Origin of the sequence: Morganella sp. EGD-HP17 (genome assembly GCF_000512315.2) — a bacterium.
Classification (GTDB): Bacteria; Pseudomonadota; Gammaproteobacteria; order Enterobacterales; family Enterobacteriaceae; genus Morganella; species Morganella morganii.
The window spans coordinates 162,467-178,930 of the sequence record NZ_AZRH01000002.1 but is presented as its reverse complement, the minus strand read 5'-3'; the positions used below and the strand labels follow the sequence as shown (position 1 = coordinate 178,930).

General features: G+C 50.8%; 15 protein-coding genes. 5 read left to right on the top strand and 10 right to left on the bottom strand.

Annotated features, from left to right (window positions below):
* Positions 1–87: 87 nt before the first annotated feature.
* The 4 genes from X965_RS03220 to X965_RS03205 form a co-directional block, all read right to left on the bottom strand.
* Complete coding sequence (locus X965_RS03220; RefSeq protein WP_036417019.1) at positions 88–1,407, bottom strand: HAAAP family serine/threonine permease; 1,320 nt, start codon at positions 1,405–1,407, stop codon at positions 88–90.
* 950 nt (positions 1,408–2,357) lie between these two features.
* A complete protein-coding gene (locus tag X965_RS03215) occupies positions 2,358–3,677 on the bottom strand; it encodes an HAAAP family serine/threonine permease (RefSeq protein ID WP_004235781.1) in 1,320 nt (439 codons plus the stop codon).
* Between the two features lie 801 nt (positions 3,678–4,478).
* Entirely contained in the window at positions 4,479–5,087 is a 609-nt protein-coding gene (ybjG, locus tag X965_RS03210) for an undecaprenyl-diphosphate phosphatase (protein WP_004241735.1), read from the bottom strand.
* A gap of 391 nt (positions 5,088–5,478) precedes the next feature.
* Positions 5,479–5,742, bottom strand: coding sequence for a GrxA family glutaredoxin (locus X965_RS03205; RefSeq protein ID WP_004235784.1), 264 nt, complete (start codon positions 5,740–5,742; stop codon positions 5,479–5,481).
* A 173-nt stretch (positions 5,743–5,915) separates the two neighbouring features.
* On the opposite strand from X965_RS03205, the gene X965_RS03200 reads away from it, so the two are divergent.
* From X965_RS03200 to rlmC, 3 genes are all read left to right on the top strand, one after another.
* Positions 5,916–6,227, top strand: coding sequence for a YbjC family protein (locus X965_RS03200; RefSeq protein ID WP_004235785.1), 312 nt, complete (start codon positions 5,916–5,918; stop codon positions 6,225–6,227).
* A 105-nt stretch (positions 6,228–6,332) separates the two neighbouring features.
* The gene (locus X965_RS03195; RefSeq protein ID WP_004235786.1) at positions 6,333–6,821 is read left to right on the top strand and encodes a YbjN domain-containing protein; all 489 of its coding nucleotides are present in this window, start codon (positions 6,333–6,335) and stop codon (positions 6,819–6,821) included.
* 35 nt (positions 6,822–6,856) lie between these two features.
* On the top strand, positions 6,857–7,981 hold the full coding sequence (rlmC, locus tag X965_RS03190) for a 23S rRNA (uracil(747)-C(5))-methyltransferase RlmC (protein WP_036417018.1): 1,125 nt from the start codon (positions 6,857–6,859) through the stop codon (positions 7,979–7,981).
* A 64-nt stretch (positions 7,982–8,045) separates the two neighbouring features.
* On the opposite strand, the gene artM is transcribed toward rlmC, so the two are convergent.
* From artM to X965_RS03160, 6 genes are all read right to left on the bottom strand, one after another.
* Entirely contained in the window at positions 8,046–8,714 is a 669-nt protein-coding gene (gene artM, locus X965_RS03185; RefSeq protein ID WP_032098908.1) for an arginine ABC transporter permease ArtM, read from the bottom strand.
* Between the two features lie 2 nt (positions 8,715–8,716).
* Positions 8,717–9,421 carry an arginine ABC transporter permease ArtQ gene (gene artQ / locus X965_RS03180; protein ID WP_004235789.1) on the bottom strand — a complete coding sequence of 235 codons (705 nt, stop codon included), beginning with the start codon at positions 9,419–9,421 and terminating at the stop codon, positions 8,717–8,719.
* A 15-nt stretch (positions 9,422–9,436) separates the two neighbouring features.
* On the bottom strand, positions 9,437–10,171 hold the full coding sequence (artJ, locus tag X965_RS03175) for an arginine ABC transporter substrate-binding protein (protein WP_004235790.1): 735 nt from the start codon (positions 10,169–10,171) through the stop codon (positions 9,437–9,439).
* Positions 10,172–10,210: 39 nt separating this feature from the next.
* Positions 10,211–10,939 (bottom strand): arginine ABC transporter ATP-binding protein ArtP, encoded by a 729-nt coding sequence (artP, locus tag X965_RS03170; RefSeq protein ID WP_024474069.1) that lies wholly within the window; start codon positions 10,937–10,939, stop codon positions 10,211–10,213.
* A gap of 118 nt (positions 10,940–11,057) precedes the next feature.
* Positions 11,058–12,506, bottom strand: a complete 1,449-nt coding sequence (locus X965_RS03165; RefSeq protein WP_036417015.1) for a DUF2867 domain-containing protein — start codon at positions 12,504–12,506, stop codon at positions 11,058–11,060.
* Between the two features lie 13 nt (positions 12,507–12,519).
* A complete protein-coding gene (locus X965_RS03160) occupies positions 12,520–13,419 on the bottom strand; it encodes a lysine exporter LysO family protein (RefSeq protein ID WP_004241746.1) in 900 nt (299 codons plus the stop codon).
* Between the two features lie 236 nt (positions 13,420–13,655).
* Between X965_RS03160 and X965_RS03155 the strand changes: the two genes are divergently transcribed.
* Together X965_RS03155 and macA are read left to right on the top strand one after the other, a co-directional pair.
* Positions 13,656–15,338, top strand: a complete 1,683-nt coding sequence (locus X965_RS03155) for an ATP-dependent endonuclease (protein WP_004241747.1) — start codon at positions 13,656–13,658, stop codon at positions 15,336–15,338.
* A gap of 14 nt (positions 15,339–15,352) precedes the next feature.
* A complete protein-coding gene (macA, locus tag X965_RS03150) occupies positions 15,353–16,462 on the top strand; it encodes a macrolide transporter subunit MacA (protein WP_036417013.1) in 1,110 nt (369 codons plus the stop codon).
* Positions 16,463–16,464: the final 2 nt, after the last annotated feature.

Below are 16,464 nucleotides of genomic sequence, written 5' to 3'. Positions count from 1 at the left end.
ATTCACGAAGCCGTTACTTTTCAGTTCCGGCTGATTATTGTTGTTGCTGTTGCCCGCCGGAGAGGGCAACAGTCATTTATTTATTTATTAACCAAAAAACAGCTGATACAGATTGTAGAACACCGCTGAAATTGCAATGAGACCCATCACAACCACAAACAGATTACTCAGGTGACCGGCATATTTGCGCATCGCAGGTACTTTGCGGATGGCATACATCGGCATGATAAACAGCAGCATAGCGATGATCGGGCCGCCCAGGGTTTCAATCATACCCAGAATGCTCGGGTCTAATGTGGCAACAATCCAGGTGGTTACCAGCATAAACAGTGCAGTCAGTTTATTCAGTTTAGACGGTGCAATGCTTTTGCCCTTGGCGCGTAATGCTTTGTTAACCAGACCGTTAAAGCCTTCACGGGCACCCAAGTAGTGACCCAGGAATGATTTGGTGATAGCAATAAACGCGATGAATGGTGCGATATAGGCAATCATCGGGTTCTGGAAGTGGTTTGCCAGGTAAGACAGAATAGAGATGTTCTGATCTTTTGCTTCCTGCAGGTTCTGCGGGGAGAGGCTCAGCACGCAGCTGAACACAAAGAACATCACAGTCAGTACCATCATAATGTGAGCGTACGCCAGAATGCGGGAGCATTTTTTCTCCGCATTTTCGCCGTACTCTTCACGCTTGGCGACAGCAAAGGCAGAGATAATCGGGGAATGGTTAAAGGAGAACACCATTACCGGAATCGCCAGCCACAGCGTTATCAGCAGACCATGACCGGTGACACTGGCCGTATTGCTGTCGAAAGTGAGGGTTTTGAATACATCAGTGCTCCAGTGCGGGATCAGATACAGCGCCAGCACCATCAGAACCGCCACAAACGGGAATACCAGCACGCTCATGGCTTTGACAATCGCGGCTTCACCGAAGCGGATAATACACATAATCCCGATGATCAGTACCAGTGACAGAATAATGCGTGGCGGCGCTGTCATATGCATCTGGTTAATGATAAAGCTTTCCACGGTGTTGGTGATTGCCACACTGTAGACCAGCAGGATCGGATAGATAGCAAAGAAATAGAGCAGGGTGATAAGGCCGCCGGCTTTGGCGCCGAAATGCTCTTCCACCACTTCAGTAATATCTTCGCCCGGATTTTTACCGGACAGCACGAAGCGGCACATACCGCGGTGTGCGAAAAAGGTCATCGGGAAGGCCAGCACGGCCATGATGATAAGCGGGATCAGCCCGCCGATACCGGCGTTAATCGGCAGAAACAGTACGCCTGCACCAATAGCGGTACCGTACAGTCCGAGCATCCAGACGGTATCGGATTTGCGCCATTTACGATAATCATTGCTGGTGTCAGTCTTGCTGACCACAACCTGCGGTTGTGTTGTATCCATAGAAGTCTCCAAAATGTACAACAATAACAACAATTAAAATTTTGCACGCTGATCTGTGCATTTATTCGTCTCTGAAATAGGGTCTATGTACGTAACCAGATAAAAAATAAGTAAAGCTAAAAAGTCACCGGCAATTGCTTACCGGTAAAAATAATAAACAGCAGCGACCTGATATCTGTAATGGATAAATAAAGGTCTCTGCATTAATTCATATTCAAAAGTACCCGAAATTGATAACTCTCTTTCTGATGGTGAAAATATACTGTTTTTCAGTGGAAAACACCGTGATCACAGTCTCAAATGCTATAAATCACAGTAAAACAGGCTCTGTTGCAAGATTTGATAAAATTGTTAATCCGGGTTTACGGAATGGAGTATGCCGAAACGGCATAGAGGGATTGTGTGCTCTGTAATAATGCGGTTTTTGTCTGTATTTTATTTAATTAAATTAATTTATTCATATATTAATAAATATATCACCCGCACAAACCGCATTATTTAAAAATAGTGGCAAGCCTGATTTTTACAGGATTAAAGACCCTGTTTAAAGTATGGTTTATTTGTGTTATCTGTTGTTTTTAATGTAAAAAATATTTTCTGATTAAGTATGTGACTGTACCGGAAGTATGTTGAAAGGCAGGCAGTATAAAATATGGCTTTATATAATGATCACATTGTCTGTCTCAGATGATTAAAATAATTATTTTAATCACGAATTAAGTCACTTGCGTGATACTGGTGTCATATAAAACAGAAATGTTAAATAAATACCAGAATAATATTCTGTGAACAAAAATAATACTGCCGGCAGTGAAAAATGCGGTTAAAAAAATCGCCGGCGGCAGAAATAAAACAGCGATAAAAAAATACCGGCGTGCAGGCCGGTATCGCGCCGGTACCAACAGAACCCGGCAGGTTGCCCGCCGGAGAGGGCAACAGTCATGTATTTATCAGCCAAAAAACAGCTGATACAGATTGTAAAACACTGCTGAAATGGCAATGAGACCGATCACAACCACAAACAGGTTGCTCAGGTGACCGGCATATTTACGCATCGCAGGGACTTTGCGGATAGCGTACATCGGCATGATAAACAGCAGCATGGCGATGATCGGGCCGCCCAGGGTTTCAATCATGCCCAGGATGCTCGGGTCCAGTGTGGCAACAATCCAGGAGGTCACCAGCATAAACAGTGCAGTCAGTTTATTCAGCTTAGACGGTGCAATGCTTTTACCTTTGGCGCGCAGTGCTTTGTTAACCAGACCATTAAAGCCTTCACGGGCACCCATATAGTGACCCAGGAACGCGTTGGTGATCGCAATAAAGGCGACTAACGGTGCGATATAGGCAATCATCGGATTATGGAAGAAGTTTGCCAGGTAAGACAGAATGGAGATGTTCTGATCTTTTGCTTCCTGCAGATTTTGCGGGGAGAGGCTCAGTACACAACTGAACACAAAGAACATCACTGTCAGTACCATCATAATGTGGGCGCATGCCAGAATGCGGGAGCATTTTTTCTCTGCGTTATCACCATATTCCTGACGTTTTGCGACACTGAATGCTGAAATAATCGGAGAATGGTTGAACGAAAATACCATCACCGGAATCGCCAGCCACAGCGTGACCATCAGACCGCGTCCGGTATCACCGGCAGAGTGACTGCTGAAAGATAGCGTATCAAATATCGCGGTATTCCAGTGCGGGATCAGATACAGCGCCAGCACCATCAGAACGGCCACAAACGGGAACACCAGCACACTCATCGCTTTGACAATCGCGGCTTCACCGAAGCGGATAATACACATAATCCCGACAATCAGTACCAGGGACAGAATAATGCGCGGCGGCGCCGTCATATGCATCTGGTTAACGATAAAACTTTCCACGGTGTTGGTGATAGCCACACTGTAGACCAGCAGGATCGGATAAATAGCAAAGAAATAGAGCAGGGTGATAAGGTTTCCCGCTTTGGCGCCGAAATGCTCTTCCACCACTTCAGTAATATCTTCACCCGGATTTTTACCGGACAATATAAAGCGGCACATACCACGGTGCGCGAAAAAGGTCATCGGGAAGGCCAGTACCGCCATGATGATAAGCGGAAGCAGCCCGCCGATACCGGCGTTAATCGGCAGAAACAGGATACCGGCCCCGATGGCTGTGCCGTACAGTCCGAGCATCCAGACGGTATCGGATTTACGCCATTTGCGGTAATCATTGCCGGTGTCAGTCTTGCTGACCACAGCCTGCGGATGTGTTGTTTCCATAGATGTCTCCAAATTTGCAACAAATAACAACGAAAAATTGCACGGTGAGCTGTGCACAAAATGTGTCTCTGAAGCAGGGTCTATGTACGCAACCGGATAAAAATAAGTAAAACGGGAAAATTACCTGTAATTGCTTACCGGTAAAAATAATAAACAGCAGCGACCTGATATCTGCACCGGGCAAATAAGGTCTCTGCATTAATTCATATTCAAAAGAATCTGAGATTGATAACTATCTTTTTGTAGTGAAAATGTACCGTTTTATAGTGAAAAACGCTGTGATCTGTATCTCAATTGCTATAAATATCATTAAAAGTGGTTATGTTGCAACATTTAATAATGATGTTAATCGGTTTTTGAGGAATGATGTATGCCGAAACGGCATAGGAGAGCAGATATTCTGCAATAATATCGTTTTCGCCTGTTTTTTATTTAAACAAATTTATTTATTCAGATGTGAATTAGTATATGTGCTGCACAATATCGCATTATTACAGAACAGAGATAAAAACGTTTATCACTGGGTGAAAATCATTTCAGGAATATGAATAATTATGTTATTCATTGTTTTTTAACGATAAATTACTGTGCTTTTGAGTTTGTGGTGATTAAGAGAGAATGCGGGGAATCCGATAGTATAAAACAGGGATTATATAATGAGCCCATTGTATATCCCTGATGATTAAAATAATTTTTTTAATCGCGAATTAAGTAGCCTGAGTGATATTGATGAAGAATAAAACAGAAATGTTAAATAAATACCGGCACACGGCCGGTATTGTTTGATTTACCTTTGTATTGTTATCCCTGCACCCAGCCTTTACGGATAGGCATGGCAAAACAGTGCCGGTAGAGCACCTGCAGCCGGTTTTGCAGTGCCGGGCCGAACAGGCTCCAGAGCAGCTCTGTCAGCGCACAGGCAATCAGCACAGTGATAAAGGCACCCAGCATATCCACCGGCCAGTGAACGCCGAGGAAAACCCGCGACCAAACAACAATCAGTGCCGGGATCATCAGCAGCAATCCTGCACGGACATTGCACCAGAACAGGCAGCCCAGTGCAAAGGTAAACACGATAATGCCGTGGTTGCTCGGGAATGAGGCCGTCGGTGCGTGATCAAGGAAACTGTGGCCGAACGGTTCGGCAAACGGACGGGCATGCGGCCAGAGTGTGCCGATAATCCAGGAGGCCGCGAAACCAATCAGCAGAGCAATGGCACTTTTGCAGACAGCGCGGCGCTGGCGGACCATATTCTCCGGTGTTCCCCGCAGCCAGAACCCTGCGGCGACAACCGGAAACAGCAGAACCAGATATTTAGCCGCGAAAGTGGCGGCAATAATCATGGCATGAGACGTTTCCGGCGTGGCATTAATCAGGAGAAAAAGCGAATGATTCAGATTTTCCAGCACAGCAGACTCCTTAAAAAACACACCTGTATATACCCGGTAATAAAATGACGGGTCAGGGTAGCCGTCTTGTGCATCAAGGTAAAGTAAAAATGTCTTGGTTAATCGTGCTATTACGTAACATTGCAGAAAACTGACAAAATCTGAAATAACAACAGGCGGGATAAACAGCAGGCAATAAAAAACCCGATAGTTAAAACCAAATTGGTGACTATCGGGCTTCCTCAATCTTGGGGATATTCAAAGAAAAGCAGTGGCACTTATTCAGACTGCGCCCCGGTAAGAAAGTTCGAAAAAAGATTCAAAAAAATGAAAATAATTTTTTGGTGTTGAAAATCAGCGGGATAGGGAGGAATAAATAAGCCGCTTCCCGGGCGGGAAACGGCCGGATAGCTTAGCTGAACAGACCAAGATTGGCTTTCGCGTAAGCTTCGAAATCAGTGCAGCCGCCGATGTGCTTTTCATCGATAAAAATCTGAGGAACCGTTTCAACCGGTTTGCCGACAGTGACAGATAAATCTTCTTTGCTGATGCCTTCAGCGTGAATATCAATATAGCGATAATCGAAGTCATCACGCTCATTTTTCAGTTTTTCTGCGAGTTCTTTCGCACGAACACAATAAGGACAACCCGGACGGCCAAAAATAACGGTATACATGAAAAGCTCCTTCATTCATCAGTAACACCGGAAGTGGTGCTTTAATGGGATAAATTATGCCTGTATCATAACGGATAGAAAAGAATGTTGTGACGATTTGTGCGGTAGTCCGCACCAATGGTTCAGTGACTATCCGCAGTGCGGACATAAAAGGCAGAATCACAGAGGATAAAATGACCAGAAAACAGCCGCGACAAATGCGTTCATTAGGGGATATGCCGCGCCCAGTAATTATCTGTGAGGTCATCGGTGTGATATTACTGGTGCTGGTCTATCTGGCGGTGAATGATTTTATTTCGCTGCCCGGATTTATGAGCAGCAAAAATGCCCTGATGGTGATGGCGTTTGCCGGCCTGGGATGTCTGGTACCGGCGGCAATCAATATTGTCTGGCGGGCCATCAGCGCCATGCCGTCCGTGGGTATTGACAGCAAAAGCGGGCCAGACAAAAAGACCCGGCAGAAGAAAAATGAAAAAAAGCAATAAAACGTTATTCCCCTTCACGTTTTTCAGCTAAGATCCGTCATTGGTCTGCGGGTGACGGTTTTCCCCGCTGTACTTTTGTTTTTCCGGTTAAAAGGTTTCAGGTTCATGATCATTCCCGATCTCACGATATTACGCACATGGCTGGATCAGATGAAACTCTCCTGTTTTGAGTGTGATTCCTGTCAGGCACTGCATCTGCCGCATATGCAAAATGTGGACGGTGTATTTGATGCCAAAATTGATATCCTTGACGATATGCTGGTGTTCTCGGCGCTGGCGGAAGTCCGCCCGACCGCGATTGTCCCGCTGATTGCCAACCTGAGCCAGATCAACGCCAGCTCGCTGCTGGTCAAAACCTTTATGGATATTCAGGATTCCGCCATGCCGAAGCTGGTGGTCTGTTACTCGCTGCCGCTCAGTGCCGGGCTGACATTTGAGCAGTTCTCTCTCTCCCTGCAACTGATGGAAGAGCAGGTCGGTGCAGTGATTTTTGAGCTGTTCAGTAACAATATGCTGTTTGATCCGAATGATGCGGAACCGGAAGATGAAGAAAGCTTCCGCGCTGATTCCGTTCCTTCTCCGGTGATCCACTGATTATCCGTACCACTTTCGATATCCGGGACACCATCATGCATTGCCCTCAGTATTCCGCCGGCCGCTGCCGTTCCTGTCAGTGGCTTGAAAAACCCTATATTCAGCAGATTGATGATAAAGAGCAGGATCTCCGCACGCTGCTCTCGCCGTTTGCCGTTAACAACTGGCTGCCGCCGGTCCGCAGCGCGGAAACCGCGTTCAGAAATAAAGCCAAGATGGTGGTCAGCGGCAGCGTGGAGCGCCCGGTGTTCGGGATCGTGACGGATAACGAACCGGTGGATTTATCGGACTGCCCGCTCTATCCGCCGCATTTTGCCGAGGTGTTTGCCGTACTGAAGCCCTTTATCGCCCGTGCCGGACTCACGCCGTACAATGTGGAACGCCGCCGTGGCGAACTGAAATTCCTGCTTCTGACCGAAAGCCGCGCCAGCGGTAAAATGATGCTGCGCTTTGTGCTGCGCTCAGAGAAAAAAGTGGCGCAATTACAGGCGGCACTGCCGTTTTTGCAGGCGAAACTGCCGCAGTTATCGGTGATTTCCGCTAATATCCAGCCGGTCGCGATGGCGATTCTGGAAGGTGAGCAGGAAATTATCTTTACCCCGGATGAGGTACTGGAAGAGACCTTCAACGGCATTCCGCTCTATATCCGTCCGCACAGCTTCTTCCAGACCAATCCGGCTGTTGCCGCGCAGTTGTATCATACCGCCGGACAGTGGGTGCGTGAGCTGGGGATCACCCGTTTATGGGATCTGTTTTGCGGTGCGGGCGGATTCGGCCTGCACTGTGCGGATAAATCCACACAGCTGACCGGGATTGAAATCAGCCCGGAAGCGATAGCCTGCGCCACCCGCTCAGCGGAAAAAATGGGGCTGGAGAATGTCACCTTTCAGGCGCTGGATTCCGCGCAGTTTGCCCTCGCTAAATCCGCCGTACCGGAACTGGTGCTGGTGAACCCGCCGCGCCGGGGAATAGGCAAAGCGCTGTGTGATTATCTCAATACCATGGCACCGGAGACGATTATCTATTCCAGCTGCAATGCACAGAGCCTGGCACAGGACCTGGCGCATCTCACACAGTATCAGCCGCAGCGCGTGCAGCTGTTTGATATGTTCCCGCATACCGCACATTATGAAGTGCTGGTGCTGCTGACCAGAAAATAATAATCAGAGAATAAAAAAAACGGGGCTGCAATTCACATTGCAGCCCCGTTTCTGTATGAGCGGATCAGTTACGGTGTTCGAATGCCAGCGCGCGGCGTTCAATCAGACGCATCGCCAGCGTCAGCAGGCTGTTGACGGCCAGATAAATAATCCCCGCAGCAATAAAGACGTTCAGATCGTAATCCTGACCAAACAGGCGGCGGCTGTAACCCATCACTTCAAGCAGTGAAATTGTCGTGGCCAGTGAGGTACTTTTGAAAATCAGCACCACTTCGTTGGAATAGGACGACAATGCACGTTTAAAGGCATAGGGCAGGATAATCCGCATGGTCTGCTTCTGCGACATTCCCAGCGCCTGACAGGACTGCCACTGACCTTTCGGAATTGCTTTTACCGCACCGTAGAACAGCAGTGTCGAATAAGCCGCACTGTTGAGCGCCAGTGTCACCATGGCACAGAGCCACGGGGAGGACATCAGTTCCCACAGCAGCGGATAGTTTTTCAGCCCTTCAAACTGCGCGGGCCCGAAATAAATCAGGAAAAACTGGACCAGCAGCGGCGTCCCGGTAAACAGGGTGATATACCCTTTGACCAGCGGCGTCAGAACCCGGGGTTTGAGAGAGAGTACCAGTGTAAACAGCACTGACAGCAGAAACGCCGTGATCAGTGCGGTAAAGGTCAGTGACAGACTGACCGGCAGGCCCGGTAAGACGGCAAGAATATAATCAAATATGCTCATTGGCCGCTCCGTTCAAAACGTGTGGTACGCAGTTCGATACGTTTGAGGATGTACTGACTGACCAGCGTGATGGCGAGGTAGATAAGCGCCACGATGCTGTACCAGGTGAAAGGTTCTTCAGTACGGCGGGCAATGCTTTGTGTCTGCAGCATCAGTTCGTTAATACCAATCAGATAGACCAGCGCGGTATCTTTCAGCAGAACCAGCCACTGGTTACCCAGCCCCGGCAGGGCATGCCGCCACATCTGCGGCATAACAAAGCGGAGGAAAATGGTGGCGCGGCTCAGACCAAGCGCCTGGCCTGCTTCCCGCTGTCCGTCCGGCACCGCTTTCAGGGCGCCGCGCAGGGTTTGTGACGCATAGGCCGCATAGAGCAGAGACAGGGCGGTGATACCGCTGAAGATCGGCACATAGGGACCGTTGTCGATCTCAAGCGTCAGGGTGAAGAAGCCCAGATTGATACCGTCGCTCAGCTGAATAATCACTTCCTGTGTGCCGTAATAGACAAACAGGACCACCAGCAGCTCAGGTAAACCACGGATAAGCGTAACAAGACAGGTTCCGGCAAAGGCGACAGGTTTCCAGCGCACGGTTTCCCAGAGGGTAAACAGCATCGCGAGCACCAGACCGATCAGAAGTGCAGAAACAGCAAGGCCGACGGTTACCCCGGCGGCGCTTGCTAAAGAGAGAAAATCGTTCATTAATTTTTTATGTTATTACTCAAACCATTTCTTATAGAGGGTATCGTAAGTACCGTCCGCTTTGACCTCACCAAGCGCCTTGTTGAGTTTGTCTTTCAGCTCGCTGTTGCCCTTGCGGACCGCAATAGCCAGGCCGGTGCCGAAATATTCCGGATCGGTGACACGCTCACCCACGGTTTTCAGATTGTCGTTGCTCTTCAGCCATTCATTGATAACAGCTGTGTCACCGAATACGGCGTCAATACGTCCGCCTTTCAGATCCAGTACCGCGTTCTGGTAGCTTTCATAAGGCACAATTTTCATGTCCTTAAACTGCTCCATCAGGTATTTCTGATGCGTGGTGCCGTTCTGGATACCAATCTGTTTCCCTTTGAGGCTGTCAATGCTATCAAATTTGCCCGCAACTGCAACGAAAACAGCAGAGTTATCATAATAGGTATTGGTGAAATCAACCTGTTTCTGACGCTCAGGTGTGACGTCAATTCCGGCCATCAGCGCGTCAAAACGCTTGTATTTCAGGCTCGGGATCAGGCTGTCAAACGCCTGGTTGGTAAAGGTACATTCCGCATTGATTTTGGCACACATCGCCTGAGCCAGATCCACATCAAAACCGACGATTTCGTTTTTCTCATTCACGGTTTCAAACGGGGCATAACTCGCTTCTGTCGCGAAACGGATTTTTTCTTTTTCTGCCGCCGCTGCGGAGAAAGCAAACGCGCCGATTAATGCGGCAATAACCAGTTTTTTCATAGCAACATCCTATTTTTAATGTTCAGTGGCAGAAAATAATCAGTGTGACAGATAACCGGCAAATGCCTCTGTCTGCGGCGTGATAAAGCATTGGGCGCCGCCCTGTTCCACGATGCGGCCGTTTTCCATATACACCACCTTGCTGGCGGTTTTACGGGCGATATCCACTTCGTGAGTCACAATCACCTGGGTAATCCCGGTCTGTGACAGCTCTTTAATAATATCGACGACCTGAGAGGTAATCTCCGGGTCCAGTGCCGCTGTCGGCTCATCGAATAACAGTACCTGCGGCTCCATCATCAGGGCACGGGCAATTGCCACACGCTGCTGCTGGCCGCCGGATAAATGCAGCGGGAAACGGTTTGCAAAATCGGTCAGACGCAGACGTGTCAGCAGCTTTTCCGCTTTTGCCTGAGCCGCTTCTCTGGTCAGACCCAGCACCCGGATCGGTGCTTCTGTCAGGTTATCCATGACAGTCAGATGCGGCCACAGGTTATATTGCTGGAACACCATACCGACGTTCTGACGCAGGGAACGGATCTCTTTGGCAGATGGCGTGGTGGTAAAATCAAAATGGTGATCCGCAATAGTCAGTTCACCGGAGCGCGGCATTTCAAGCAGGTTCAGTGCCCGCAGCAGCGAACTCTTACCGGCGCCGCTCGGCCCGAGCAGCACCATGGTTTCGCCTGCACCACATTCCAGGTTGATATCAAACAGCGCCTGATGCTGTCCGTAAAAGCAATTGATGTTTTTTAATTGAATACTCATGCTGTAATTCTGCATACTCAGTGACGTTGAGTGAATATTAACGCCGTAAGAATAAATATGCAATTATTTCTGCATAAAAAACTACTAAAAAAGCAAACTAATGACTTTTACTGAGTGATTATGTCTTATCAGATGCCGGGATGACGTATGCTGCCGCCCGTTTGACGATGGTTTTCGCCATTCCTTTAAAGATGAATAAATGAGCAGGCATCATGGCGAACCAGTAGAGCAGCCCGCTGAATCCGGCGGGATGCCACCAGGCACGGACATCCAGCGTCCGCTGGTGGCCGTGGTCGCGGATGGTAAAGGTCAGCCGTCCCAGCCCGGGGGCTTTCATACCGAACAGCAGGGAGAGCTGCTGCCGGGGTTTCACGGTGATCACTTTCCAGCCGTCGATTTTATCCCCGGGTTCGAGGGTATCGCGATCCGGGCGGCCGTAAGTGACTTTATTACCGCACAGGTCATCCAGCCGGGCGCGGACTGACCACAGAATATTGGCATAAAAATAGCCGTCTTTACCGCCAATCTGCTGCACAACGTGCCACAGGGCGTCGGCGGAGGCAGAGGTATTCAGGGTAAAACCGGCCTGTTTGGGATAGAAACCGAAACCCGGCCGCCAGCGGGCGCGGACTTCCGGGTCATAACCCCAGTCTTCATTATCCACGGCATCCGTTTCATCTTTAAGGGTTTTGCGTACGGCATTATCAAAACTGAGCAGCGTCTGCGGGATCAGCGCCTGAAGCGGTTTTCCGTCGCCGGGCAGATCATATTTCAGCCCCATAATCAGCTCTTTGGCGATACCTTCCGGCACCGTGGTGATAAGCCGCAGAAAGTGAACTGAAATCAGCCGCAGCGGGATCGGCAGCGGGATCATCAGCCGCTTTTTACCGCTGATGGTAATAAAGTGGCGGAACATCTCCAGATAGCTGAGGTAATCCGGCCCCGTGGCATCAAAACGGCGGTTTCCGGTTGCAGGGTGAGAGAGCAGGCCGGTCAGGTAATTCAGCAGGTTTTCCAGTGCCACCGGCGAGGATTTTGAACGGGCCCAGCGCGGCGGGGTCAGGATCGGCAGGTTGTACACCATGTCGCGCATGATTTCGAATGCCGCTGAGCCGGGACCGACAATAATGGCAGCGCGGATCTCGGTGACCGGCACGCGGCTGTCCGCGAGAATTTCACCGGTCAGCCTGCGGGCGGCGAGGTGCGGGGAATCGCTGTCTTTGTGCTGCATGGCGCTCAGGTAAATGACTTCCCGCACTGCAGATTTATTCAGTATCTCCTGCACGTTTTCCGCCGCCAGGCGCTCCCGTGCCAATAAATCATCCTCATCCGTCATACTGTGGACGAGGTAATACACCACATCAATGTCCTGAAACAGCGTTTCCAGGGTGGATTTATCATACAGATCCGCATAGCAGCAGCGGGTGTTTTCCCAGCCCTGCGCCTGCATCCACTCCACCCGGCGGGCGGCGGCAGTGACCTGATGACCGGCGGCAATCAGCTGCGGGATAAGATTCTGTCCGACATAACCGCTGGCACCCAGCACTAAAATCCGTTGTTGTGGCATACGTTTTCACTCTTCAGGTAAACAGGGCTATCAGCACCGGGGCAAACAGACTGAGGACAAAGCCGTGCACAATCGCGGCCGGGACAATCGACACACCACCGCTGCGCTGCAATACCGGCAGGGTAAAGTCCATCGTGGTGGCACCGCCGAGGCCGAGTGCTGCGGCGCGGTGGCGGTTGATCAGCAGCGGGATCAGCATAATTGCGGCAATCTCCCGCGCCAGGTCGTTAAAGAAGCCGACACTGCCGAGCACCGGACCGAAAGCGTCGGTCAGCAGAATACCGGACAGCGAATACCAGCCGAAGCCGGAGGAGAGCGCCATCCCGGTTTTGACCGGCAGCCCGGCAATCAGTGCCGCGAGTGCGCCTCCGAGCAGCGAGGTGACCACTACAATCAGCGAGACCAGCATACCGCGGCGGTTGATCAGGATCTGGCGCAGCGTCATGCCGCTGTTGCGCAGCTGGATCCCGACGAGAAACAGCAGGAAAATCAGTGCGTATTCACTGGCGGCGCCGGCAAAGGCGAGAAACGACCAGCCGAATAACCCGGTGGCAAAGCCAACCAGCAGCACACCACACAGTTGCAGGGATTCCAGCACCATATGCAGGCGGGAAGGCGGTTTTTGCTGTTTGTGAGCCGGAACCTGCCACGGGTATTTTTTGCCGTATAAAAACAGTCCGGCGAGGTTACAGCCCAGCACCACCACAGAAAAGGTCAGGGTGTACTGCACAATCACCAGCAGATTTGCCCCGAGGTTTTCCACCAGCGCCAGGCTTATCCCCATCAGAAACAGGATCACATACACCATCGCGCTCAGACCACGGCCGATGATTTTTTTCAGTGCCGTGCTGCTGACCGGGATGAGATAACCCGCAATGAGCGGGGCGAGAATAATTAATAACCCTGAATACATGTGTGTCGTTTCCGTAAAATAATGCCGTCTTTACTTATGTTCGTGTCAGTATCTGATTAAAAAGCAGGCGATTATAGCGGCATCCTCACCATAATTGCTACGTATCCCTCTGTTTTCGTGTTTAGTATAAGTCAAAACCGTTTTTATTTATTACATTGTGATAATACTTTATTGTGATCATTATTGTGACAGTATTGTCATAAAACAGGCGGTATCCGGCAAACAGTGAGGGAACTATGATTCTGGAAAGAGTGGAAATTCTGGGTTTTCGCGGTATTAACCGCCTGTCATTACCACTGACCGGCAATACGGTACTGATCGGTGAGAACGCCTGGGGGAAATCCAGCCTGCTGGATGCCCTGACGCTGACACTGTCACCGCAGGCACTGAATGCGAAATTTGTTCTGAGTGATTTTTATCACGCTGCTGACAGTGAAGCCGGGCCTGTCCGTCACTTACAGATCGTCCTGACATTCCGTGAAACCCGGCCCGGACGTTCCCGCTCCCGCCGTTTCCGTGAGCTGGCACCGCTGTGGCGCACTAACGGGGATGAATATCTGCGGATCAACTACCGCGTCAGCGCGGATCTGGCGGATGATAACACCATTACCAGTCAGCGCACTTTTCTGGATGAGGCGGGCGAGCCGCTGCTGCCGGCGGAAACTGATAAGTTTATCAGTGAGATTATCCGCCTCTATCCGGTGCTGCGTCTGCGGGATGCCCGCTTTATGCGCGGCCTGAGAAAAAATGTGCCTGATTGTGAGGAAGAGGAATATGATCTCCGCACACAAACGGAGACCTTCAATAACCGGATGGCGGATCTGACCCGAGCCCTGGTAAGCAACCCGCAGACACTCTCCAATGATGATTTGCAGGATGGCCTTGAGGCCATGAAACAGCTGCTCAGCCACTATTTTGCCGAGCAGGGGGAGTACCTGCTCGATCGCCGTAAAGCCAAACGGCTGAATATCGAACCGCGCCAGCGGGCGTGGCAGGCGCTGGAAGGGATTAACCGCGTGGTGGCAGGCCCCAACCAGCGTAATGTGCGGCTGATCATCCTCGGTATGTTTGCCGCACTGCTCCAGTCCAACAGCGGTCTGAAACTCGACCCCTATGCCCGTCCGATCATTATCGTGGAAGACCCGGAAACCCGCCTGCATCCGATCATGTTGTCGGTGGCGTGGGGGCTGCTCAATCTGTTTTCCTTACAGCGCATTACCACCACCAACTCCGGTGAACTGCTTTCACTGGTACCGATTCATGATATCTGCCGCCTGGTGCGGGAATCCACCCGCGTTGCCGCCTACCGGCTGGGGGAAAACCATCTGTCACCGGAAGAGCTGCGGCGTATCTCATTCCACATCCGCTTTAACCGCCCGTCGGCGCTGTTTGCCCGCTGCTGGCTGCTGGTGGAGGGAGAGACGGAAATCTGGCTGATGAACGACCTGGCAAAACAGTGTAATTATTACTTTGAGACCGAAGGGATCAAGGTGATTGAGTTTGCCCAGTGCGGTCTTAAACCTTTGTTAAAGTTTGCCAACAAAATGGGTATAGAATGGCATACGCTGGTTGACGGCGACGAAGCCGGTAAGAAATACGCGGCCACCGCCGCACACTTCTCATCGGGGCTCAATGATGTCGAGCAGGACAGACTGACCCGTCTGCCCGCGCCGGATATGGAGCATTTCTTATATCGCGAGGGGTTCAGCCGCCTGTATCACCAGGTCGCGGATATTCCGGAAAATATAAAAATGCCGGCCCGCCGGGTCATAACCAAAGCGATTCACCGCACCTCAAAACCGGATCTGGCGATTGCGATTGCCAACAATGCGGCCAGCCGGGGTGTGGATTCTATCCCGCTGTTGCTGCGCCGGATGTTTTCCCGCGTGGCATGGCTCGCCAGAGGGCGCGCTAACTGAGGAAAAAGGTGTTAATGAAAGCAGTTTCAAAGAAAAAAATAGTGACCGCCGGCATTCTGATTGTTCTGATCGCCGGCGGTTTCTGGTTCTTCACCCGCGAAGATGCACCGGTCAGCTATATGACAGCGGATGTGCAGCGCGGCACACTCGAAAAAAAAGTGATGGCCACCGGCAAGCTGGATGCACTGCAGAAAGTGGATGTCGGTGCCCAGGTCAACGGGCAGCTGCAGACCCTGAATGTCAAAGAGGGTGATTTTGTTAAGAAGGGCGATTTGCTGGCGGTCATCGACCCGGTCAAAGCACAGAACGTGGTGATTGAGGCCGAGCAGACGGTCAGTGAAATCAAAGCGCGGCTGAAGCAGGCAGAGGCGGAGTATGCCTTTGCACAGGCAACCTATCAGCGGCGGCTGGCACTGGCAAAAACTCAGGTTATCTCAAAGCAGGATGTGGACGAGGCGCGGCGCAATATGGATGTGCAGCGTGCGGCGATTGATACCTATAAAGCGCAGGTGGCACGCAATCAGGCCACACTCGATACCGCCCGCAATGATTTGCAGTACACCAATATCCGTGCGCCGATGGACGGTGTGGTGACGGAGCTGAAAACATTACAGGGCCAGACGGTGATTGCCATGCAGCAGGCGCCGACCATCCTCTCCCTGGCGGATCTCGATACCATGCTGGTGAATGCGGAAGTCTCCGAGGCGGATGTGGTGTATCTGAAACCCGGCCAGAAAGCCACGTTCAGTGTGCTGGGCGCGCCGGATAAAACCTTCAGCGGCGTGATCACCGATATCCTGCCGAAACCGCAGAAAATCAATGACGCCATTTTCTATTATGCCCGTTTTGAAGTGCCGAACCCGCAGCATGTGCTGAAACTGGACATGACTGCCCAGGTCACTATCGCGCTGGAAAACCGCGAAAACGTGCTGAAAATCCCGCTGGCGGCACTGGGTAAAGAGATCTCCCCGACCGAATACGAAGTGCAGGTGCTGGTAAATGGTCAGCCGGAAACCCGTCAGGTGACACTCGGCACCCGTAATGATGTGGAAGCCGAGGTGGTTAAAGGTCTGGCGGAGCATGAGAAAGTGGTGACCGGTATTGATGACGGCACAGCAGGATAATT

Excerpts from the sequence above, each read along its gene's own strand:
- artP (WP_024474069.1), bottom strand. The coding sequence starts at position 10,939 with ATGAGTATTCAATTAAAAAACATCAATTGCTTTTACGGACAGCATCAG.
- X965_RS03200 (WP_004235785.1), top strand. The coding sequence starts at position 5,916 with ATGACCAGAAAACAGCCGCGACAAATGCGTTCATTAGGGGATATGCCG.
- X965_RS03215 (WP_004235781.1), bottom strand. The coding sequence starts at position 3,677 with ATGGAAACAACACATCCGCAGGCTGTGGTCAGCAAGACTGACACCGGC.
- artJ (WP_004235790.1), bottom strand. The coding sequence starts at position 10,171 with ATGAAAAAACTGGTTATTGCCGCATTAATCGGCGCGTTTGCTTTCTCC.
- artQ (WP_004235789.1), bottom strand. The coding sequence starts at position 9,421 with ATGAACGATTTTCTCTCTTTAGCAAGCGCCGCCGGGGTAACCGTCGGC.
- rlmC (WP_036417018.1), top strand. The coding sequence starts at position 6,857 with ATGCATTGCCCTCAGTATTCCGCCGGCCGCTGCCGTTCCTGTCAGTGG.
- X965_RS03220 (WP_036417019.1), bottom strand. The coding sequence starts at position 1,407 with ATGGATACAACACAACCGCAGGTTGTGGTCAGCAAGACTGACACCAGC.
- macA (WP_036417013.1), top strand. The coding sequence starts at position 15,353 with ATGAAAGCAGTTTCAAAGAAAAAAATAGTGACCGCCGGCATTCTGATT.
- X965_RS03155 (WP_004241747.1), top strand. The coding sequence starts at position 13,656 with ATGATTCTGGAAAGAGTGGAAATTCTGGGTTTTCGCGGTATTAACCGC.
- X965_RS03160 (WP_004241746.1), bottom strand. The coding sequence starts at position 13,419 with ATGTATTCAGGGTTATTAATTATTCTCGCCCCGCTCATTGCGGGTTAT.
- X965_RS03165 (WP_036417015.1), bottom strand. The coding sequence starts at position 12,506 with ATGCCACAACAACGGATTTTAGTGCTGGGTGCCAGCGGTTATGTCGGA.
- X965_RS03195 (WP_004235786.1), top strand. The coding sequence starts at position 6,333 with ATGATCATTCCCGATCTCACGATATTACGCACATGGCTGGATCAGATG.
- X965_RS03205 (WP_004235784.1), bottom strand. The coding sequence starts at position 5,742 with ATGTATACCGTTATTTTTGGCCGTCCGGGTTGTCCTTATTGTGTTCGT.